Origin of the sequence: Rhizobium sp. 3T7, assembly GCF_020166565.1 — a bacterium.
Lineage (GTDB): Bacteria > Pseudomonadota > Alphaproteobacteria > Rhizobiales > Rhizobiaceae > Rhizobium.
In genome coordinates, this window is record NZ_JAIQXS010000002.1 from 157,217 (window position 1) to 178,189 (window position 20,973).

Annotated in this window: 21 protein-coding genes; 20 read left to right on the plus strand and 1 reads right to left on the minus strand. The window is 59.5% G+C overall.

What is annotated here, in order from left to right:
* Window positions 1-30 precede the first annotated feature (30 nt).
* The 16 genes from K9B32_RS03580 to folD all read left to right on the plus strand — a co-directional run bounded on the left by K9B32_RS03580 (window position 31) and on the right by folD (window position 14,262).
* Window positions 31-1,329 carry a flagellar hook protein FlgE gene (locus tag K9B32_RS03580; protein ID WP_224560511.1) on the plus strand — a complete coding sequence of 433 codons (1,299 nt, stop codon included), beginning with the start codon at window positions 31-33 and terminating at the stop codon, window positions 1,327-1,329.
* Window positions 1,330-1,347: 18 nt separating this feature from the next.
* The gene (gene flgK / locus K9B32_RS03585) at window positions 1,348-2,814 is read left to right on the plus strand and encodes a flagellar hook-associated protein FlgK (protein WP_224560512.1); all 1,467 of its coding nucleotides are present in this window, start codon (window positions 1,348-1,350) and stop codon (window positions 2,812-2,814) included.
* A 3-nt stretch (window positions 2,815-2,817) separates the two neighbouring features.
* Complete coding sequence (locus tag K9B32_RS03590; RefSeq protein ID WP_224560513.1) at window positions 2,818-3,864, plus strand: flagellar hook-associated family protein; 1,047 nt, start codon at window positions 2,818-2,820, stop codon at window positions 3,862-3,864.
* A gap of 36 nt (window positions 3,865-3,900) precedes the next feature.
* Entirely contained in the window at window positions 3,901-4,248 is a 348-nt protein-coding gene (gene flaF / locus K9B32_RS03595) for a flagellar biosynthesis regulator FlaF (RefSeq protein ID WP_007530128.1), read from the plus strand.
* Window positions 4,245-4,694, plus strand: a complete 450-nt coding sequence (gene flbT, locus K9B32_RS03600; protein WP_007796651.1) for a flagellar biosynthesis repressor FlbT — start codon at window positions 4,245-4,247, stop codon at window positions 4,692-4,694. Before flaF ends, flbT begins: the two co-directional genes overlap by 4 nt.
* Window positions 4,685-5,128 (plus strand): flagellar hook assembly protein FlgD, encoded by a 444-nt coding sequence (flgD, locus tag K9B32_RS03605; protein WP_224560514.1) that lies wholly within the window; start codon window positions 4,685-4,687, stop codon window positions 5,126-5,128. The genes flbT and flgD overlap by 10 nt, the downstream gene beginning before the upstream one ends.
* A 67-nt stretch (window positions 5,129-5,195) precedes the next feature.
* Window positions 5,196-5,462 carry a flagellar biosynthesis protein FliQ gene (gene fliQ / locus K9B32_RS03610; RefSeq protein ID WP_007796656.1) on the plus strand — a complete coding sequence of 89 codons (267 nt, stop codon included), beginning with the start codon at window positions 5,196-5,198 and terminating at the stop codon, window positions 5,460-5,462.
* An 88-nt stretch (window positions 5,463-5,550) separates the two neighbouring features.
* Entirely contained in the window at window positions 5,551-7,638 is a 2,088-nt protein-coding gene (gene flhA, locus K9B32_RS03615; RefSeq protein ID WP_224560515.1) for a flagellar biosynthesis protein FlhA, read from the plus strand.
* Window positions 7,635-8,387 (plus strand): flagellar biosynthetic protein FliR, encoded by a 753-nt coding sequence (fliR, locus tag K9B32_RS03620; RefSeq protein ID WP_132588334.1) that lies wholly within the window; start codon window positions 7,635-7,637, stop codon window positions 8,385-8,387. The genes flhA and fliR overlap by 4 nt, the downstream gene beginning before the upstream one ends.
* 4 nt (window positions 8,388-8,391) lie before the next feature.
* The gene (locus K9B32_RS03625) at window positions 8,392-8,805 is read left to right on the plus strand and encodes a hypothetical protein (RefSeq protein WP_007796668.1); all 414 of its coding nucleotides are present in this window, start codon (window positions 8,392-8,394) and stop codon (window positions 8,803-8,805) included.
* A gap of 32 nt (window positions 8,806-8,837) precedes the next feature.
* Window positions 8,838-9,404: a rod-binding protein gene (locus tag K9B32_RS03630; protein ID WP_132588335.1), complete on the plus strand. Its 567-nt coding sequence runs from the start codon at window positions 8,838-8,840 to the stop codon at window positions 9,402-9,404.
* A 17-nt stretch (window positions 9,405-9,421) separates the two neighbouring features.
* Complete coding sequence (locus K9B32_RS03635; protein WP_007796675.1) at window positions 9,422-9,787, plus strand: hypothetical protein; 366 nt, start codon at window positions 9,422-9,424, stop codon at window positions 9,785-9,787.
* Window positions 9,787-10,320: a hypothetical protein gene (locus K9B32_RS03640; protein ID WP_224560517.1), complete on the plus strand. Its 534-nt coding sequence runs from the start codon at window positions 9,787-9,789 to the stop codon at window positions 10,318-10,320. Before K9B32_RS03635 ends, K9B32_RS03640 begins: the two co-directional genes overlap by 1 nt.
* 297 nt (window positions 10,321-10,617) lie before the next feature.
* Complete coding sequence (locus K9B32_RS03645) at window positions 10,618-11,409, plus strand: WecB/TagA/CpsF family glycosyltransferase (RefSeq protein ID WP_224560838.1); 792 nt, start codon at window positions 10,618-10,620, stop codon at window positions 11,407-11,409.
* Between the two features lie 103 nt (window positions 11,410-11,512).
* Entirely contained in the window at window positions 11,513-13,243 is a 1,731-nt protein-coding gene (locus K9B32_RS03650; protein WP_224560518.1) for a succinoglycan biosynthesis protein, read from the plus strand.
* Between the two features lie 119 nt (window positions 13,244-13,362).
* Window positions 13,363-14,262 (plus strand): bifunctional methylenetetrahydrofolate dehydrogenase/methenyltetrahydrofolate cyclohydrolase FolD, encoded by a 900-nt coding sequence (gene folD / locus K9B32_RS03655; protein WP_224560530.1) that lies wholly within the window; start codon window positions 13,363-13,365, stop codon window positions 14,260-14,262.
* On the opposite strand, the gene K9B32_RS03660 is transcribed toward folD, so the two are convergent.
* On the minus strand, window positions 14,241-15,287 hold the full coding sequence (locus K9B32_RS03660) for a LacI family DNA-binding transcriptional regulator (protein WP_224560532.1): 1,047 nt from the start codon (window positions 15,285-15,287) through the stop codon (window positions 14,241-14,243). The genes folD and K9B32_RS03660 overlap by 22 nt on opposite strands.
* A 283-nt stretch (window positions 15,288-15,570) precedes the next feature.
* Here K9B32_RS03660 and K9B32_RS03665 point away from each other — a divergent pair, with 283 nt between their 5' ends.
* The 4 genes from K9B32_RS03665 (at window position 15,571) to K9B32_RS03680 (ending at window position 20,961) form a co-directional block, all read left to right on the plus strand.
* Window positions 15,571-16,935 carry an ABC transporter substrate-binding protein gene (locus K9B32_RS03665; RefSeq protein WP_007796696.1) on the plus strand — a complete coding sequence of 455 codons (1,365 nt, stop codon included), beginning with the start codon at window positions 15,571-15,573 and terminating at the stop codon, window positions 16,933-16,935.
* A 167-nt stretch (window positions 16,936-17,102) separates the two neighbouring features.
* Complete coding sequence (locus tag K9B32_RS03670) at window positions 17,103-18,116, plus strand: carbohydrate ABC transporter permease (RefSeq protein WP_224560533.1); 1,014 nt, start codon at window positions 17,103-17,105, stop codon at window positions 18,114-18,116.
* Between the two features lies 1 nt (window position 18,117).
* The gene (locus K9B32_RS03675) at window positions 18,118-19,281 is read left to right on the plus strand and encodes a carbohydrate ABC transporter permease (protein WP_224560535.1); all 1,164 of its coding nucleotides are present in this window, start codon (window positions 18,118-18,120) and stop codon (window positions 19,279-19,281) included.
* A gap of 27 nt (window positions 19,282-19,308) precedes the next feature.
* Window positions 19,309-20,961, plus strand: coding sequence for an alpha-glucosidase family protein (locus K9B32_RS03680; protein ID WP_224560536.1), 1,653 nt, complete (start codon window positions 19,309-19,311; stop codon window positions 20,959-20,961).
* Window positions 20,962-20,973 lie beyond the last annotated feature (12 nt).

Sequence of the window (20,973 nt, forward strand, 5' to 3'; positions counted from 1 at the left end):
CAAGCCTACTAAGGGAATCGAGGTTTTCAGATGAGCATTTTTGGCAGCATGAAGACGGCCGTGTCCGGCATGAACGCCCAGGCAAACCGCCTCAGCACCGTCGCCGATAACATCGCGAATGCAAACACAACGGGCTACAAGGCTGTTTCGAGCGCCTTCTCGTCGCTGGTCCTGCCGTCGACCTCGGGTAACTACAATTCAGGCGGCGTCCAGACGTCCGTTCGTCAGTCCGTTTCCGAGCAGGGCGATATCTCCTACACGACGTCGAGCTACGATCTGGCGATCTCGGGCGACGGCTTCTTCATCGTGCAGAGCCCGGACGGCGTTCCGGTTCTGACCCGCGCCGGCGACTTCACCAAGGACGACGAGGGCAACCTTGTCAACTCCGCCGGCTTCAAGCTGATGGGTTATTCCTATGACTCAGGCGCTCCAGCCGTCGTCGTCAACGGCTTCTCCGGCCTCGTTCCGATCAACGTCAACCAGTCCGGTCTGACGGCGATTGCCTCAACGACCGGTACGTTCTCGGGCAACCTGAACTCGAACGCGAATGTCGCGACTGGCAACCTTCCAGCTTCCAATACGACTCCGATCACGGCTGACACGAAACAGATGTCGATGGTTGGCTATGACAAGCTCGGCAACACCGTCCAGTACGATTTCTACTTCACCAAGACGGCGGCGACAACACCCCCGCCCGCCGCTCCGGCCGTTGCGAACACATGGCAGGTTGCGGTCTTCCGTCACGCCGATGCGGCGACCGGTGGAACGTCATCATTTCCGTACACTCCAGCAGCGACGGCTCTCGTTGGCTCGACGAATTTGACCTTCGACGCCAACGGCAAGATGGTCAGCTCCGGCGCGCTCTCCATCATCGACCCGGTCACCACGGGTTCGATCGCCATGGATCTCAGCGGCTTCACGCAGCTCGCCGCGGATTTCGCCGGCAGCGGCACGCCGAACGGCCAGGCCGCAAGCCCGGTCAAGGATGTCACGATCGACAAGGACGGGACCGTCTACGCCAAGTACTCCGATGGCACCTCCAAGCCGATCTACCGCATTCCGCTGGCGACCGTCGCGAGCCCGGACAACATGACGCTGATGAGCGGCAACGTCTACAGCGCCAACGGTCAGTCCGGCGTTACCGTCACCGGCTTCCCGCAGACCAACGGTTTCGGCACCATCCAGGCCGGTGCGCTTGAGAGCTCGAATGTCGACCTCGCAGGCGAACTGACCGAAATGATCGAATCGCAGCGCAGCTACACCGCCAATTCCAAGGTGTTCCAGACGGGGTCCGACATCATGGACGTCCTCGTCAACCTCAAGAGATAAGTAGGGTTCGGGTAAGCCATGTCGCTCACTTCCGCACTAAACACTGCGCAGAGCATATTCAGCAATACCGGCACTCAAAGCAGTGTGGTATCGAACAATATCTCGAACTCGAGCAACAGCGACTACGTGCGCCGGCAGGCGATGATCACCACGTCCCTGAATGGCGCGCAAGTCGTGAAGATCAGCCGCGCGCAGGAAGACGCGCTGCTGCGTCAGTGGCTGAAGGCGAGCGCGCAGGACAGTGGCCAGCAAACTCTGCTCAGTGGCCTCACCGACCTGAAATCGATCATGGGCGGCAACGATTACGAAACGTCACCGGCGAACTACCTGGCGACGTTTCGTGAAAAGCTGCAGGCCTTTCGCACGTCGCCGAGCAGCACGATTGCGGCGCAGAGTGCGGTCACGGCCGCACAGGACGTCGCCAATTCACTGAACGACGCAACGAAATCCGTGCAGGCCGTCCGCCAGGGCGCCGACAAGGAAATCTCGACCCAGGTCTCGACGCTTAACACGCTGCTTGCGCAGTTCAAGACGGCGAACGATGCCGTCAAGAGCGCAACCGCAACCGGTGGCAATCCAGCCGATGCACTGGATGAGCGCGACAAACTGCTGAAGCAGATTTCCTCGATCGTTGGGGTCAACGCGGTCGATCGCGACAACGGGGACATGGCGCTCTACACCACCGACGGCACGGTCGTTTTCGACACGATACCGCGCACAATTACGTTTGTTGCCCAGAACACCTATACCGCGCAGACGAAAGGCAATGGCGTCTATATCGATGGCGTGCTGCTAGGGGCCGGCAAAGGGTCTACGAGCACGGCACAGGGAAGTCTGCAGGCGCTGTTGCAAGTGCGCGACGAAGTTGCGACGACATTCCAGTCGCAGCTCGACGAGATCGCCAAGTCGCTCGTCACCATGTTTTCCGAAACCGGCGGGACGCCCGCCACGACGCAGCCAGGCCTCTTTGTCTGGAAGACCGCGGCTGGAACGCCAGGCGGCACGCCGACGACGACGGGCGTGATCGACGGCATCGCCGGAACCATCACGGTCAATGCCGCCGTCATCACCAGCCAGGGCGGCGATCCGATGAAGTTGCGCGATGGGTCGATCTCCGGCCTCACCAACCTCAACACAACAAACAGCAGCGGCTTCTCCGACAATCTCGATGCGCTCTACACGGCGATGGGCGCCGCACAGACCTTCTCGGCCGCCGCTGGCCTCTCGTCCAACGTCAACATCATGGACTACGCTTCGAGCTCGGTTGGGTGGCTTGAGCAGTATCGAAGCGATGCGACGACAGCGTCCGAGAATACATCCGCGGCACTCTCGCGTTCGACGGAAGCTTATTCCAACGAGACCGGCGTCAATCTCGACGAAGAACTGACGCTGCTTCTCGACATCGAGCAGTCCTACAAGGCTGCCACGAAGATCCTCAACGCTGTCGACGAAATGTTGAAGTCATTGCTGGATATAGCGAGTTAAGCCATGAAAAGTTCATTTATTTCTAGCTCAGCCATTCAGAATGCAATGCGATTGACGATCCGCCAGTCGCAGAAGCAATTGGTCAGCGCTTCCCTCGAAGCAACGACGGGCGTTTACGCCGATATTGGCGCCTCCCTCGGATCCGGCGCGGCCAAGAGCGTGAACTTCACGTCCGAAGTCAGCCGCATCAAGGCTCTCAAGGGCAGCAATTCAGTCGTTTCGGCGCGCCTTGAAGCGTCCCAGCTCGGCCTCGACAGCATGAAGACTGCGGGTGACGCGCTCGTTTCGAAACTGACCGCGCTTCAAGGTAGCCAGGATACGACCAGCATTACGGTGGCCATGCAGTCTGCTGGCGACGCGCTGTCGCAGCTGATGGATACGGGTAATTCGATGCTCAACGGCGAATACCTGTTCTCGGGTATCAACACCGATGTGCAGCCGTTGAAGGACCAATCGGCCACGGTGACAGCTAATATTACCGCGGCGCTCGGCACTTATGCGACCGGACTCGGCAAGACGGTTGGCGAGCTCACTGGTTCCGAGATGGAAACCTTCATCACCGGCACGGTCGAGCCGATGTTCTCGCAGACGAGCTGGACCGATCCGACGACCGGTTGGTCGAGCGCTTCCAATCAGAACATGACGAGCCGCATCAGCAACTCGGAAGTCGTCACCTCATCGACCAATGCGAACTCGGAAGGCATGCGCTACTTCGCACTGGCTTCGATCACAGTTTCAGCATTGGCCGGCCAGGGCCTCAGTGCTGACGCACTGGGTAAAGTGACCTCCAAGGCGATCGGCTATGCCGCCCAGGCGACCACGGGCATCGTGACACAGGCAAGCCAGCTCGGCCTTTCGCAGGAGCGCGTCGAGAAGGCCAACGACGCCCTCGATGCACAATCGAGCATCATCCAGAACAAGCTCGTCGATCTCCAGGGCGTGGATACCTCGGAAGCATCGACACTCGTCAACACCCTCCAGACGCAGCTGGAGACCGCCTACACCATCGTATCGAAAATCCAGCAGTTGAGTCTCGTGAATTACCTTTGATGATCAAGGGTATGAAAGACAAAGAAGGATGCATGAATGTATCAGTTCTCTTACTCCGAGATCATGGAGGACTCGGTGGCCGATGCGAAGGAGCGGGAACGTCAAGTTCTCGACCGGTCCATCGAGCTGCTGTCGATTGCGCGGGACAAAGAGAAGTACAGCCGGGAAGCCATTGATGCATTGTTCTACACCCGGCGTGTCTGGGTGAGTTTCATCGAGGATCTCAAGCATCCGGATAACCAGCTTGAGATTCAGTTGCGGGCCAACCTCATCTCCATCGCGATCTGGATCTTGAAGGAGTGCGATCGGATCAGGCGCCGGCAATCGACGAACTACCAAGGCATTATCGACGTTACCACCATCATCAGGGATGGACTAAAATGAAAAGCACACTTCGTATCTCGCTAAAAGCCGGGGAAAAGATCTTCATTAACGGTGCGGTCTTGCGCGTCGATCGCAAGGTCGCGCTGGAATTCCTGAATGATGTAACGTTCCTTCTCGAAAACCACGTCCTCCAGCCGGAAGACGCGACGACGCCACTGCGCCAGCTCTATTTCATCGCGCAGATGATCCTCATCAATCCTGAGGGCAAGGAGCAGTCGACGGCGATGTTCCGCAAGTCGATCACCATGTTGCTGACCTGCTTCAAGAACGAGGAAGTCCTCGCCGAACTAAAGCGCATCGATGGTCTGGTCTCGACCGGACGAGCCTTCGACGCGCTCAAGGCGATCCGTGGTCTCTACCCGATTGAAGACAGCATCCTCAACAATCACGAAATGCCGCCGACGATGGTCGAGCAGATTCGTAAGGAGATCGCACCATGGCGGTAAGTGGCGTTTCAAGCACGTCGAGCACCTCGTCGTCGTCGAGCACGTCAAGCGCACAGCAGAAGGCGACGCTCAACTACGACAACTTCCTGCAGCTCCTCATTGCGCAGATGAAGAACCAGGATCCTACGGATCCGGTCGATGCCAGCGAACAGATGTCGCAGCTAGCGAGCTTTTCGCAGGTCGAGCAGACGATCCAGACGAACAGCAAGCTGGACACGCTACTTGCCAGTTCCAGTCTGACGCAGGCCGGCAGCTACATTGGCAAGTACATGACCAGCGCTGACGGTTCAGTCAAAGGCACGGTCGCTTCGGTCAAGGTCTATTCCGACGGAATTATCGCGACGACGACCGACGGCAAGAGTATCCTTGTGCAGGCGGGAATCACCCTGGCCGACAAGGCGCCGACGACGACCGACACTTCGACGTCGAGCTAAGTACAATAATTATGAGGCGGTTCGGCCATCTCGGGCGAACCGCAAGGCGATATGAGGTTGCCTGACGATGAATGAAGCTGATGCACTTGACCTCTTTCAGGCCGCGATCTGGACGGTCCTAGTTTCAGCGGGCCCGGCGGTTGCGGCGGCCATGGTGGTCGGCCTGGTCATCGCGCTGTTCCAGGCGCTGACGCAGGTTCAGGAAGCAACGCTCACCTTCGTTCCGAAGATCGTGGCCGTCCTCGTCACCATCGGTATCTCCGCGCCATTCGTCGGATCGCAGATTTCGATTTTCACCAATCTGGTGTTTTCGCGCATTCAATCAGGCTTCTGAGCCACCTTCGCGCAAGCTTCGCCATTTAATTCTCGATCCGAATTGGTGGGCATCATGCCCGCACCTCTCATGAAGAGACGGAATCGAAATGGCGCAACCTCCCGCACTCCCCCTTCCGAAAGCCGGACTTAGCGTACGTGATATCGGTTTTGCCATGGGCATCATCGTCATCATTTGCGTGCTTTTTCTGCCGATCCCGCCGTTTCTCATCGATATGGGACTGGCCTTCTCGATCGCCTTCTCGGTACTGATCCTGATGGTGGCGCTGTGGATCCAGAAGCCGCTCGATTTCTCGTCCTTCCCGACCATCCTTCTGATCGCGACCATGACGCGCTTGGCGCTCAACATCGCGACCACACGTGTCATCCTTTCGCACGGCAACGAGGGTCACGATGCCGCCGGCGGCGTCATCGCCGGCTTTGCCAGCCTCGTCATGTCGGGCGACTTCGTGATCGGTCTGATCGTCTTCCTGATCCTGATCACCATCAACTTCATCGTCATCACCAAGGGTGCGACGCGTATCGCGGAAGTCGGCGCGCGCTTCACCCTTGATGCCATCCCCGGCAAGCAGATGTCGATCGACGCCGATCTTTCTGCCGGCATCATTGACGAGAAGGAAGCCCAGCGCCGACGCAAGGAGCTGGAAGAGGAAAGCTCCTTCTTCGGTGCGATGGACGGTGCGTCCAAGTTCGTTCGTGGCGATGCGATTGCCGGTTTGCTGATCACTTGCATCAACGTCTTCGGCGGCATCATCATCGGCTATTTCCGCCACGGTATGCCGATCGGCGAAGCCGCCGACGTCTTCGTCAAGCTGTCCGTAGGCGACGGCCTCGTCTCGCAGATGCCGGCCCTTATCGTTTCGCTCGCAGCCGGCCTTCTCGTGTCGCGCGGCGGCACGGTCGGTTCCACCGAACAGGCGGTCGTCAACCAGCTGAGCGGCTATCCGCGCGCGCTTTCGGTGTCCGCGGTTCTGATGGCGATCCTCGGCCTCATGCCGGGTCTGCCGTTTGTCCCCTTCATGTTCCTTTCGGGTCTTCTTGCCTTCGGTGCCTGGTTCATTCCTCGCCAGGTCGAGGCCGAGAATAAGGCTCGGCGCGAACAGGAAGAGAAGAAGGTCGTCCAGAACAAGGAGCTCGAAAAGGACTCCGTCAAGTCGGTACTGCGTACCTCGGAAATCGAACTCGCGCTCGGCAAGATGGTGTCGACGCGCCTGCTCGGCGCTCACCAGGAGCTCGCTTTCCGCGTCGGCAAGATGCGCAAGAAGTTCGCGACGCAGTACGGTTTCGTTGTTCCGGAGATCAAGGTCACCGACGATATCGGCATCGCCGAGAAGTCCTATCAGATCCGAATCCACGGCACGACGGTTGCCTCCAACATGCTGCGCGTGGGCGAAGTTCTTGTTGTCACCGGCTCCGGCCGCAAGCCGAGCATTCCGGGCGACGAGATTCGCGAACCGGCCTTCGGCATGCCCGCGGTTTCCATTCTTGAAGCCTTTGCAGAAGACTTGAAGCGCGAGGGTTTCCAGCCGATCGACAATGTCTCGGTCGTGCTGACGCATATGAGCGAAGTCATTCGCAACAATCTGCCGGCGCTTCTGTCGTACAAGGACGTGAAGGTGCTGATCGACAGGCTCGATCCGGAATACAAGAAGCTGGCAGACGAGATCTGCTCGTCGCACATGTCCTATTCCGGCCTGCAGGCCGTGCTGAAGCTGCTCCTTGCCGAGCGCGTGTCGATCCGCAACCTGCACCTCATCTTGGAAGCCGTCGCCGAACTCGCGCCGCATGTCCGCAAGACCGAGCAGATTGTCGAGCATGTGCGCGTTCGTATGGCGCAGCAGCTATGCGGCGACCTCGCCGACAACGGCGTACTTCGCGTGTTGCGACTCGGCAGCAAGTGGGACCTTGCCTTCCATCAGGCGCTGAAGCGTGACAACAAGGGCGAAATCATCGAATTTGACATCGATCCGCGCATGCTGGAGGAGTTCAGCGAGCAGGCGACGAAGGTTATCCGTGAATTCATGGATCGCGGCCTGCCATTCGCCCTTGTCACCTCGCCGGAAACGCGCTCCTATGTGCGCATGATCATCGAACGATTGTTCGCAACGCTCCCGGTTCTGTCGCATGTCGAGCTGGCCAAGGGCATCGAGATAAAGATTCTGGGCTCGATTTCATGATAACTGACCCGCAAGGGACCGTCCTGGCGCTGTTCCTGATCTTCTGTAGGATCGGTGGCTGCGTCCTGGCGATGCCCGGCTTTTCGTCGGCCCGCGTGCCGGCGCAATTGCGGGTTTTCATTGCCGCTGCACTGTCTCTCGCGATTTTGCCCGTGCTTTGGGATACGGTCTATCCAATCGTCCACACATCGAACGCCACCTATATCGGTTATATTTTCAGCGAATCGCTAATCGGCGTCATGTACGGCATGCTTGCCCGGCTCTACACGCTCGGCCTGCAGTTTGCGGCCAGCGTCATCGCAATGATGATCGGATACACGCAACCGAGCGCGGGCGATATCTTCGAAGATACCCCCGAAACCAGCCTTTCTGGGTTCATCACCTTTGCCGGCATGATGATCCTTTTCATGATGGACTTTCATCACATCGTGTTCCGGGCGTTGGTCGATTCCTACACGTCGATGCCCTTCGGCGGCATCATGCAGATGCGCAGTACGCTCATCTCCTTCACCGACACGCTGTCATCGACGTTCATGATCATGCTGCGGCTCTCGAGCCCCTTCCTGATCTACGGCCTGATGTTCAACATCGCCATCGGCTTCATCAACAAGCTGGCGCCGCAGATTCCTGTGTACTTCATATCGACGCCCTACCTGCTTCTCGGCGGCCTCTTCCTTTTCTACTTCTCCGTCGCAGCGCTGGTCAGCCAGTTCGGCCAATCCTTCGCCAGCGTTTTCATCGGCAGGTAGCGGCATGGCGGACAAGACACGCTCCCAGAAACTGAAACGCCTCGTGGCGGTTCAACGTCATCTGGAGCAGATGGCCGAATTTGATCTTGCCGAAACGAGCCGCCAGCGCGCGGAGGTCAACGATCAGATGGACAGCGTCATTCTGGCGCTTGGCTCCATGGACCCCGTCCACCATGCTTTTTCGCAGGGCTATGCGGATCGCTTCAACCGGCTCGGGATTAAAGACAAGCAGCTGACCGGCATGCAGCAGATTCACGAAATGCGCGTTGTTCAGGAGCGCGCAAAGGGCGATCGGCTGGAAGACGGCATGCGCGAGGCGCTTGAGTCCGAGCGCCGGGAGGCCGACGACAACGCGGTCTATGATCTCATCGATCAAAAATTCGGTACGCCAGCCTCCAGCAAGCTTCAAAAATCATAATCGTCACAATCTTAAAGCAAGAGGATTGTGACTTGGCTATTTCACCTCCGAGTGATCTGGTCCTGGATGTTGTCAAAGCTGCCGACCCGCTCGAGGTCCAGGCGGCCCAGGACAAACTGAAGGCAAACCAGGCCGCTTTTGCCGCCAACAGTCTCGCCGAAGCCGGCAACGGCTTCACGTCGGCCGTCGATATTCTCGATCGCGCCGTCGGCAAGACCGGTTTGAGCGACAGCAAGAACCGCAGCACCAAGACGGAAGAGGTGCCGGAAACCTACCGCAAGTTCGAGGCGATGGTCCTGCAGAACTTCATCAAGAACATGCTGCCGAGTGACAGTGAGGAAGTGTACGGCAAGGGTGCAACCGGTGACATCTGGAAGGGCATGATGGCTGAGCAGCTCGGCAACGAGATTTCGAAGGGCGACGGCATCGGCATTGCCAAGCAGCTCTATCAGGATGCGTTGAAGAAGCAGGAAGGCAAGGTCGCCAACGCTTCCACCGATCAGGACGATCGCAATATGGCGATGAGCATGATCGACGAATTCCAGCGCAAGACCTTCGGTACAACAACTGCGGACAACAAGTCCGCCAATGACGCCTGAGAAAATCGAGGAAAAAAATGGAAATAATCTCGAACGACTACCGTATCAAATCGGTTCTTGGACGCCTTGAAATGATCATCGACAATGAGAACACGAGGATCGGCAACGACCCTCAGTTCGATCTCAAAGTGTCGAATGCCCACAAGAGCCGTTGCCTGTATGAACTCTCGATGCTCTTCCGCGACACCGATCCGAAGGAGCTGGCGGCGACGCATCTCGATCAGCTGCATGGGCTGAAGAAGAAGCTGGTGCTGAACGCTCGGCGCGTCGAAGCGCACCTGGAGGCGGTTCGCACGGTTGCCGATCTCCTGAAGAATGCGGTCCAGGATGCGGATGCCGACGGCACCTATTCCCAAGAGCAATTCGTGGCACGTGACGCTTGATGATTAAGCTCGTTCTGACAGGCGTCTGGGTTTGCGCGATCACGCTGGCATCGGTTTATTTCTCCGTGCACATGGCAACGGCTCCTGCGCCGGCTCCCGATGATTCCAAGCAAAGCCAGCTCGAGCTTGTAAAGGGCGAGACGATCACCGTGCCGATCATTGCCGACGGCGCCGTCACCGGCTACTTCCTCGGCAAGGTGTCTTTCATGATGAACAAGGATACGGTGAAGAACCTCACCTTGCCTCTGACGGAAATGACGACCGACGAGCTCTTCACGCTGCTCGTCGGCAACAAGATGGTCGACATCTCCAACATGAAGTCCTTCGATCCGAATGCCTTTCGCGAGATGATCAAGAAGGATATCAACCAGCATCTCGGCGGAGAGTATATCGATCAGGTGATGCTGGAGCAGCTCGACTACCTCTCGAAGGAAGAAGTCAAGGCGAATGCCTCCGGGCAGCAGAAGAAAACGGTCAAGCCCGTCAATGTCGTAGCCCCGGCACCCGTGTCGGACCCGGCTGCCACGGAGTAAGACGGCTATCGCCCTGAAGCGGCACCACTGGCGCCGTTTTGCGTTTATCTCAGGGCTGCCGATAGTTAACAATTCCTTCGTTTGAGGCTAGGAATTCAAGCGATTTTCCTAAGGGATAGTTGAAATCGTGCTGCTACAAGTCGCGGCGATGGGCTGACTGTGCACAGCATTCCGGTTTTCGGAATTTTTCATGCGCTCCCAGGCGAACGCTGTCGGTCGATGCTGAATCGTCTGGTGCGGCGATGTGATCTGTTCCGGGATACATGCAGCATGAAACACTATCGTCAGGAAGCCGGCATGAGCCTGATCGCGAATTTCGCGGTCCTGTCGTCGCGTCGCGCGATCTTCGATCTGCCGGTCTCCGATCTCGGCTGGGATGACGCGCTGGTGTTCATCAATGAACTCCTGTCGATGCCGGTCGGGCAGACATTTATCTCATTCGTCAATGCGCGTAATTTGCTGATGACGTTGCGCGATAGCGACTACCGCGCCATTCTCGCACAGAATCTGTTGCTCCCTGTTGGCCCCGGTCTCGATATTGCATCGAAAGTGGCGCACGGGTCGCCGTTCCCCGCCAGCCTGAAGGCCGCCGATTTCGTGCCGGCGCTGCTGACATTCATGGAGGTGCCGCGGCGTATCGGCCTGATCGGCAGCACGCCCGAGGCGGTCAGGACGACAGCTGCGACGTTCCGGCGGCACGCGCCGTGGCACGAGTTCATCATCATTTCCGACCGTTTTTCCGAGACGGCAGACAAATCGGCGATCGTCAAAGACATCGATCGGCAATGGCTCGATTTGTTGATCGTCGCAGCGGGCACGGCATCTAAGGAGAAATGGATCCATAAGAACATCCGGGCGGATCATGCTCGGCTTGTGCTTGCTGTTGGCGACCTGTTCGATGTCGTGGCGGGCACGGTTCACCACGTGCCAAAATTTCCGCGGATGATCGGGCTCGACCGCGGCCATTGCGGGATACAAGAGTCGACACGCCGGGGTTTGCGGTACGCCCTCGATTCCGCAGCCTTCCTCTACTACGTGCTCCAATACGGCGTAACGCGCCGCCGGCGGCTACTGCGTCGATCAACGTAATTGCGTCAGTTAACCATTTCTTTGCTATGAACATTTAGGGTTGCTTAACCATCCGCAGTCGCGGTCGGCTCGACCGTTCCGTTCATACGCATGAGATGTGGCGATGTACGACAGCAATCCGAGAAGCCAAGCCATCCTCCGGCCCCCGACGGCACGGCGCAACAATATCGCGATGCCATCCGAAGCCGCGTTGATGCCGGCGGCGGAAGCAAAACTGCTCGGCGTGATCGAACGCGCGCTTGAGCAGCAGCGAGCCAGCCGCGCTACTGGACCTGAAGCGCCGCCGCTTGTCAGTCGCATCGAGACAATCCTGGGCAAGAGGCTTGAGGCTGCAAACGATATCGAGGCCGCCATTGTCGAGACGCCGCCGATTACGCCTGCACCCGTCGCACGGCCCACAGAAGCGGCCGCAAACCTGAATCAGGTTGCATCTGCTACCCCCCAAAGAGCGCCGAAAACAGGGCGCTTTAATCGTCTCGCAACGATTGGTCTCATCTGTGCGCTGGGTGGAGCGAGCGGTAGTCTGATCCCTGCAGAGCCGGTGCGCTATAGCGCGGAAGGAACGCTCGCCATCCAAGGCGTCGGCCAAGGTCGCGCTGTAGCCACGAAAGCGGCCGAAAAGACGCTTTCGGCGTCTCACACGATCGCCGCAACCGTTGCGGCATTGAAACTCGACCGCGATCCGGAGTTTTCCGGTGGTTCCTCCGATGCATTTGCCGTCGCTGCTGACCTGCTATCGACCGATGGCACAGCGGCCGACCCTGTTTCGCGCGCAGAGGCATCGCTCGTTTCCGCGATCCGCACCGCGACCGATCCCCACGCCGGCACGATCGATTTCAAGGTAACCACGGGCAGCGCGGAGAAATCCGCGCGCATTGCGGGCTACCTCGCGTCCGTCCTGACGAGTCCAGAAGCCGCAACTGGGGTTGCCGAAGACGGATCGTTGAAAAAGGCGGACGATGCGGCGCAGCTCGAGCTTGCCTCCTTCACGCAGAAGAGCGGCGAAGGCAACGTCAAGGTTGCCACTGATCTGCAGGAGCAGATCGAAAGCATTGATGGAGAACTGAAGGCAGTCGAGCAGCGCATCGTTGCTGCCCAGGAGCAGGCCCGCCGGCTGAAGACGGCGAAGGTCGGCGATGTCCTTGCCGGCACACTTGATACTGACCTCATGTTGCCGACACTCATCGACCACCGTGACCGATATGTGGCCGCACACCTGTCGCTTTCGCAGCTGTCGGCCAATTTCGGCCCACGCCATCCGCGGCTGCAGGCGCAGCAGGCCGAGGTCGACGGTTTGAAGGATGCGATTGGCGACGACCTCGGTCGGCTGGTGCGCGAAGCCAATGACAAGATGAAGTCAGCCACCGTCGACAAACGGCAGCTGCGCGATCACCGCAACGCGCTGATCGCGCAGAGCAAGGACACGGGTGTCGATTTCGCGAAGCTGACCGAGTTGCGTGACAAGGCAAGTGCGGCGCGCTTGCGCCTGGAGGACGCGATCACCACAGGAGCCGTTGCGCCGGGTACTGGCAGTGTGCAGTTGCAGAAGCCAGTACAGACAGTCGCCATGCCGGCTGGTCAGCGTTGGCTGTCGCCACTGCTCGGCGCTCTTGCTGGGCTCGCATTCGGCCTGGCTGTTGTCTCTGCCAAAGCGCGCTCCACGCTTGCTGCGTCCGCAAGGAAGGAGCCATCGCTACGCACCCCCGCGCCGGAGCCAAATGTCGGCACGCCATCGACGGCCACCCCCGCCAAAGGGCCGCAGGAGGTGGACATCGTCCGTGCCGAGCTCGCCGCAATGCGCGACAGGCTGCGTACCCGGTCGGCAGCATCCTGACCTTGCTGCGACACGATTGTTCTTGCATTTGCCATTTTAGGCAGGATAGGGCGTGGACAGGCAAATCGCGCTGAGCGCCACCGGCTACAATGGGCTAAAAGCAAGGGCAGGAGACAGTCTTGACGACAGTGATTGATGGCAAACAGGTCGCCGCTTCGGTAATCGAAACGGTGAAGGCAGCGACATCGGCGCTGGACAAGCAGAGTGGCGTCAAGACGGGCCTTGCCGTCGTGATTGTCGGGGATGACCCGGCCAGCCATGCCTATGTCAACTCCAAGAGCAAGATGGCGAAGGAATGCGGATTCAAATCCGTCCAGCACACGTTGCCGGTTGAGACCACGCAGTCGGAGTTGGCAGCGCTCGTCGCTACGCTGAACCACGACCCCTCGATCCACGGGATCCTTGTGCAACTGCCGTTGCCGAAGCATCTGAAATCCGAACCGATCATCCAATCGATCCTGCCGGAAAAGGATGTCGATGGTCTGCACGTCGTCAACGCCGGCAAGCTTGCGACTGGCGATCTCGAAACCGGCCTCGTGTCCTGCACGCCCGCCGGTGCGATGGTTTTCGTCCGCCGCACGCATGGCGAAGATCTCTCCGGCCTGAATGCTGTGGTGATCGGCCGCTCCAATCTGTTCGGCAAGCCGATGGCGCAACTGCTGCTGAATGCCAATGCCACGGTGACGATCGCTCACTCACGTACCAAGGACCTGCCGTCGGTCTGCCGTAACGCCGATATTCTGGTCGCCGCTGTCGGTCGCCCGGAGATGGTCAAGAGCGATTGGGTGAAGCCCGGCGCCACCGTGATTGACGTCGGCATCAACCGCGTTCCGGCCCCCGAAAAGGGTGAAGGCAAGACCCGCCTTGTCGGCGATGTCGCCTTTGACGAGGCGTCGAGGGTCGCCGATGTCATCACGCCGGTTCCGGGTGGGGTGGGTCCGATGACCATTGCGATGCTGATGGCCAATACTGTGATCGCCGCCCATCGCGCCGCCGGTCAGACGCCGCCCAAATTCTGATCCTGCCTCGGGGCGGGGCCTGTCGAAGCGCGGACGATCAGTTCGGTTTTCCAGAGCTCCTGTTCCGGGAAGGGGCCGTCCTGCTTGACCGTCCCGATGAGCCGCTGGGCGATGCGTACACCCGCGGCGCGCAGCGACGACCGCGTCGTCGTCAGCGGCACGGAAAAGTTCTCGGGCTTCAGATGCGGCAAAACGTCGTCATGCGCGATCAGTGAAATGTCCTCCCCGAGCTTCAGCCCGGCCTGATTGACGGCGCGGATGGCGCCGAGCGCCAGCACCGTACTGGAACAGAGGATCGCCGTCGGTCGCTCCGGCATCTGTAGAAATCGTTCCATGGCGGACTGGCCAAGCTCGTCCGTCATCGACGTATGGCTCATGCAGTCTTCCGGAAGCGACAGCCCTCGCTCGGCAAGGGCCGCGACCAGCCCGTTCTTGCGGCGGATTGCAAAGTCGAGATGTCCAGGCCCGTTGAGGAGGGCAAAGCGCGTATGGCCGAGCTGAAGCAGCAATCTTGCGGCATCATAGAAAGCCGCCTCGTTGTCGATGTCGAGGTAGGGATAGTCGGGCTCGGAGCCGATGGAGCGGCCGTGCACGAGGAATGGCATGGAGAGCGACTTCAGCATTGGCAGCCGCGGATCGTGGCCGCGCATATAGGCCACGAACAGCGCATCGACATTGCCGCTGATCGCCAGCCGCCGCAGTGCCCCGACCTCGTCGTTTGGATCGGCCGGCATGATCACGAAATGAAAGTCGTGGCGCACGGCCTCCTCGCCGAGCCCGGTTAGGAACTCGCCGAAATGCACATCGGAATAGTGATCGGGAGCCGTCGGCATCACCAGCCCGATCGAGCCTGCCTTGCCGGTCGCCAGCCGTTGCGCCGCCTTGTTCGGGCGGTAGCCTGTCTCCTTCACGGCTTGCAGGACCCGCTCGCGCGTCGCCTCATTGACTTCGGGATAGCCGTTCAATGCACGGCTCACCGTCGTCTGCGACAGGCCAAGCAATTCCGATAGCTGTTTCAGATTCACGTGCTATTCTTCCTCCGCTTGCACTGGTCGCCACCTCCCTATGGCATCCAAAGCGCTTTTAATTATGTAGCAGTTGTGCTGCTTGACTCAAGAAAAATCGCTCCATATTCCCAAGGTATGGCGTCGAAACCCTGATGTAAAAGGCCGCATCTTTTGCGCTTTTTGCGAAATTGCTTGACTCTTTTCCGGCGAAAGTGACATGAGTGCTTTTGTCAAAGCGCTTTGGAACGGCGTCAAAATGGTTTCAAAAGTGCGGTTGGGATTGTGATGGGAGGTTGATCACATGAGAAAGACGTTTCTGATGGGCGTCGCCGCGGCGGCGCTGCTTGCTGCCGGTGCTGCGTCTGCTGCCGATCTGAAGTTTGCTCCAGGGCAGGATTCGAAATTCAACTGGAAGAGTTACGACGATTTCAAGGCTGCTCACGCCGATCTCAAGGGCGAGCAGATGACGATCTTCGGGCCCTGGCGCGGCGAAGACGAAGCCTTCTTCCGCAGCATTCTGGCCTACTTCACCGAAGCAACCGGCGTAGACGCCAAGTACTCGTCTTCGGAAAATTACGAACAGCAGATCGTCATCGACACACAGGCCGGTTCGCCGCCGAATATCGCGGTCCTGCCGCAGCCGGGCCTTCTGGCCGATCTCGCCAGCAAGGGCTACTTGACGCCGCTCGGCGATGAGAATTCCCAGTGGATCAAGGACAACTACGGCGCCGGCGATAGCTGGGTCGGCTACGGCACCTACAAGGGCAAGGACGGCAAGGAAGCCTTCTATGCGTTCCCTTACAAGGCCGACGTGAAGTCGCTCGTCTGGTACGTGCCTGAGAATTTCAAGGAAGCGGGCTACAAGGTCCCGACGACTATGGAAGAACTGCACGCCCTGACGGATCAGATCGTCAAGGATGGCGGCGTTCCGTGGTGCATCGGTCTTGGTTCCGGTGGCGCAACTGGCTGGCCGGCAACGGACTGGATCGAAGACATCATGCTGCGTCAGCAGAAGCCTGACGTCTACGACAAGTGGACCACCAACGAAGTCAAGTTCACCGATCCTGCCGTCGTTGCTGCGATCGAGGAGTTCGGCTCGTTCGCCAAGAACGAGAAGTATGTAAGCGGTGGCGTTGCAGCAGTCGCCGCGACCGACTTCCGGGATAGCCCGAAGGGTCTCTTCGGCGTGCCGCCGAAGTGCTATCTGCACCATCAGGCGTCGTTCATCCCGTCGTTCTTCCCGGAGGGCACGAAACTCGGTCAGGATGCCGACTTCTTCTATATGCCGACTTACGCGGCGCATGCCGACCTCGGCAAGCCAGTTCTGGGCGCTGGCACGCTTGTTACCGTCACCAAGGACTCCAAGGCGGCTCGTGCCTTCATCGAGTTCCTGAAGACTCCGATCGCGCACGAAGTCTGGATGGCACAGTCCAGCTTCCTGACGCCGTACAAGGGCGTCAACACGGCAGCCTATGCCAACGACCAGATGAAGAGGGAAGGCGAGATCCTGACGACCGCGACGACCTTCCGCTTCGACGGCTCCGACCTGATGCCTGGCAAGATCGGCGCGGGCGCGTTCTGGACCGGCATGGTCGATTTCGTCGGTGGCAAGTCCGCGGAAGACACCGGCAAGGAAATCCAGAGCGCCTGGGATGGCATCAAGTAACATCGCCTGAGCCCCATGCCGTCGGCAACGGCGGCATGGCTGAAATGCATGGCCGGATACTGGGAGTGTCCGGCCACCGTCACCTGTCGCGCTGAAAGCGACGGGGACGTGACGACGATCGACGCGCAAACCCGTCAGGATAGACAGGGTAGCAGGGGGAGGGACGAATGCTGTCGCAGATAGTTTCCGCTTTGGGGGTCGTGGTCGCGGCGGTCTTCGCCTGCTCGGCCTATTTCTATTTCTCGAACAAGATTCTGGATTGGTCGCTACCGGTGAAGGATGGCGACATCCACTCGGCAGCGCGCAACCTGAACCGGCGGGCAATGATCCGGCCGTGGCTGTTCATCGGGCCAGCCCTTTTCCTTCTTATCGTCTACCTCGTTTATCCCGTGGTCGCCACGCTGATCCTTTCCTTCTATGATCGCTCCGGCGAGCAGTTCGTCGGCTTCGCGAACTATCGGTGGGCTTTCACGGACCGCGAATTCCGCCAATCGATCTTCAACAACATCCTGTGGCTGGCCGTCGTGCCGGCGGCCTGCACCTTCTTCGGCCTCGTCATCGCCGTGATGACCGACCGCATCTGGTGGGGCAACATCGCCAAGAGCATCGTCTTCATGCCGATGGCTATCTCCTTCGTCGGCGCCTCGGTAATCTGGAAATTCATCTACGAGTACCGCGGCGGCAACGATGTTCAGATCGGGCTCCTCAACGCCATCGTCCAATTGTTCGGCGGCACGCCACAGGTGTGGATCTCGGTGCCCTTCTGGAACAACTTCTTCCTGATGGTCATCCTCATCTGGATTCAGACGGGCTTTGCCATGGTGATCCTGTCTGCGGCGCTGCGCGGTATCCCTGAAGAAACCATCGAGGCTGCCGTCATCGATGGCGCCAATGGCTGGCAGATCTTCTGGCGCATCATGGTGCCGCAGGTCTGGGGCACGATCGCCGTCGTCTGGACCACGATCACCATCCTCGTCCTTAAGGTGTTCGACATCGTGCTGACCATGACCAACGGCCAGTGGAATTCGATGGTGCTCGCCAACCTGATGTTCAACTGGCTCTTCCGGGGAGGCGGCGATTCCGGCCGAAGCGCGGTCATCGCGCTGATCATCATGCTGGCCGTGACGCCGATCATGGTCTGGAACGTCCGCCGTGCCAATCGCGAGCTGGGAGGCCACTGAGATGACGCTATCAGGAAGTTTCTTCAAGATCGGCCCGGCCCGCCTCTTTGTTCACTTCGCGGTGCTCGTCATCGTCATTATCTGGCTGATACCGACGCTCGGCATTTTCGTCAGTGCCCTGCGAGACAAGGATCAACTCGTTTCTTCCGGCTGGTGGACGGCCTTCGCCGGCTCGTCCCGAACCGTGGCGGCCCGCCTTGGGCAGCCGGACCAGCAGAAGCAGGACGGCGCGGTTTACGTCATTTCAGGCAATGTTCTCGAGGGACTGCCGGGCCGCTCCATCAGGGCGTTCGGCACGCGTGTCCAGCAACCGGCCGCCTACAAGGCCGGCGAGACGGCCGACTTGGGTGACGGCCTTTCGCTCACCGTCAACGACGACGGAAGCTATCGTTACACGAAGCCCGCCGCCTTTGGCCCGGATGACGGCGGCCGGCGCGTCTACATTTCAGTCGCCACGCCGCCTGAATTCACGTTGCAGAACTATCGGAACGTTCTCACCAGTGAGGGGATCGGCCAGTCCTTCATCAACTCGCTGACGGTTACCATCCCGGCGACGATCATCCCGATCCTCATTGCGGCTTTTGCAGCCTATGCGCTGAGCTGGATGGAATTCCCGGGCCGTGCGTTGCTGATCGCGCTTGTCGTCGGCCTCATCGTCGTGCCGCTGCAGATGTCGCTCATTCCGCTTCTGCGGCTTTATAACGGCATTGGTTCGCTGCTCGACGCTCCGTCGAAGACCTATCCCGGTATCTGGTTTGCGCACACCGCCTTTGGCATGCCGCTCGCCATTTATCTGCTGCGGGCCTATATCGCCGGTCTCCCGAAGGAGATCATCGAATCCGCCCGCGTCGATGGCGCGAGCGATTTTGAAATCTTTACCCGCATCGTACTGCCTCTATCCTTTCCCGCGCTCGCGTCCTTCGCGATCTTCCAGTTCCTGTGGGTGTGGAACGACCTGCTCGTCGCCATGGTCTTCCTCGGCACCGACAGGGACCACCTCGTGCTGACCGGCGCCTTGAACGCGCTGCTCGGCTCGCGGGGGGGCAACTGGGAGATCCTGACGGCCTCGGCCTTCGTCACCATTGTCGTACCGCTGCTCGTGTTCTTTGGCTTGCAGCGCTATCTGGTGCGTGGCCTGCTCGCGGGCTCGGTCAAGGGCGGTTAGGCAACCCAAGACTATCCAACAGGAAACATGAGCATGGCATCCCAATCCATTTTGACGGTCGACAAGGACTGGTGGCGTGGCGCGGTGATCTATCAGATCTATCCGCGCTCCTACCAGGACTCCAATGGCGACGGCATCGGCGACCTGAAGGGCATCACCGCCCGCCTGCCGCATGTCGCCGCCCTCGGCGCTGACGCGATCTGGATCTCGCCCTTCTTCACCTCGCCGATGCGCGATTTCGGCTATGACGTTTCCGACTACGAGAACGTCGATCCGATCTTCGGCACGCTGGTGGATTTCGACACGCTGATATCCGAGGCTCATCGCCTCGGCATTCGCGTGATGATCGATCTCGTCATCTCGCACAGCTCCGACCAGCATCCGTGGTTCGTCGAGAGCCGCACCAGCAAGACCAACGCCAAGGCGGATTGGTATGTTTGGGCCGATGCCAAGCCGGATGGCACGCCACCGAACAACTGGCTGTCGATCTTCGGCGGGTCCGCATGGGCGTGGGATCCGACGCGCATGCAGTATTACATGCACAACTTCCTTACCTCGCAGCCGGATATGAACCTGCACAATCCCGAGGTTCAGGACCGGCTGCTGGATGTCGTCCGTTTCTGGTTGAAGCGCGGTGTCGATGGCTTCCGTCTCGATACGATCAACTTCTACTTCCACGACAAGGAACTGCGTGACAATCCGGCGCTGCCTCCCGAGCGCCGCAACGCTTCAACCGCTCCGGCGGTCAATCCCTATAACTTCCAGGAACACGTCTACGACAAGAACCGTCCCGAGAACCTGGAGTTCCTGAAGCGGTTCCGCGCCGTGCTCGAGGAGTTTCCGGCGATTGCCGCGGTCGGCGAAGTCGGCGACAGCCAGCGCGGTCTTGAGATTGTCGGAGAATACACTTCCGGCAACGACAAGATGCACATGTGCTATGCCTTCGAGTTCCTGGCACCCGATACGCTCTCGCCGGAACGTGTCGAGGAAGTGATGGAGGATTTCGCGGCGGCTGCGCCGGATGGCTGGGCCTGCTGGGCATTCTCCAACCACGATGTCATGCGCCATGTCAGCCGCTGGGGATCGCTCGTTGCCGATCACGATGCCTTTGCCAAGCAGTACGCATCGCTCTTGATGACGTTGCGCGGCTCCGTTTGCCTCTATCAGGGAGAAGAGCTTGGATTGACAGAGGCAGATCTCGCCTACCAGGACCTGCAGGACCCGTATGGCATCCAGTTCTGGCCGGAATTCAAGGGCCGTGACGGTTGCCGCACGCCGATGGTCTGGGATAGCCAGGTCGCCCAGGGCGGCTTCTCGACCGTCAAGCCGTGGCTGCCGGTTCCGGTCGAGCACATCCTGCGGGCCGTCAGCGTCCAGCAGGGCGACGAGACCTCCGTGCTCGAGCACTATCGCCGCTTCCTTGCCTTCCGCAAGCAGCACCCGGCGTTCGCCAAGGGCGAGATCGAGTTCATCGAGCCGCAGGACGACGTGCTGATCTTCGTGCGCGAGTATGGCAACGAAAAACTGCTCTGCGTCTTCAACATGAGCGCTGCCGAAAGCGCCGTCGTTTTGCCTGCCGGAAACTGGCAGGCGTTGACGGGCCACGGCTTCGTCAGCAATAACTACGGTGAGAAGATCGATATTCCGGCGTGGGGAGCGTACTTCGCTCGTCTCGCCTGACGATTTGAGGAG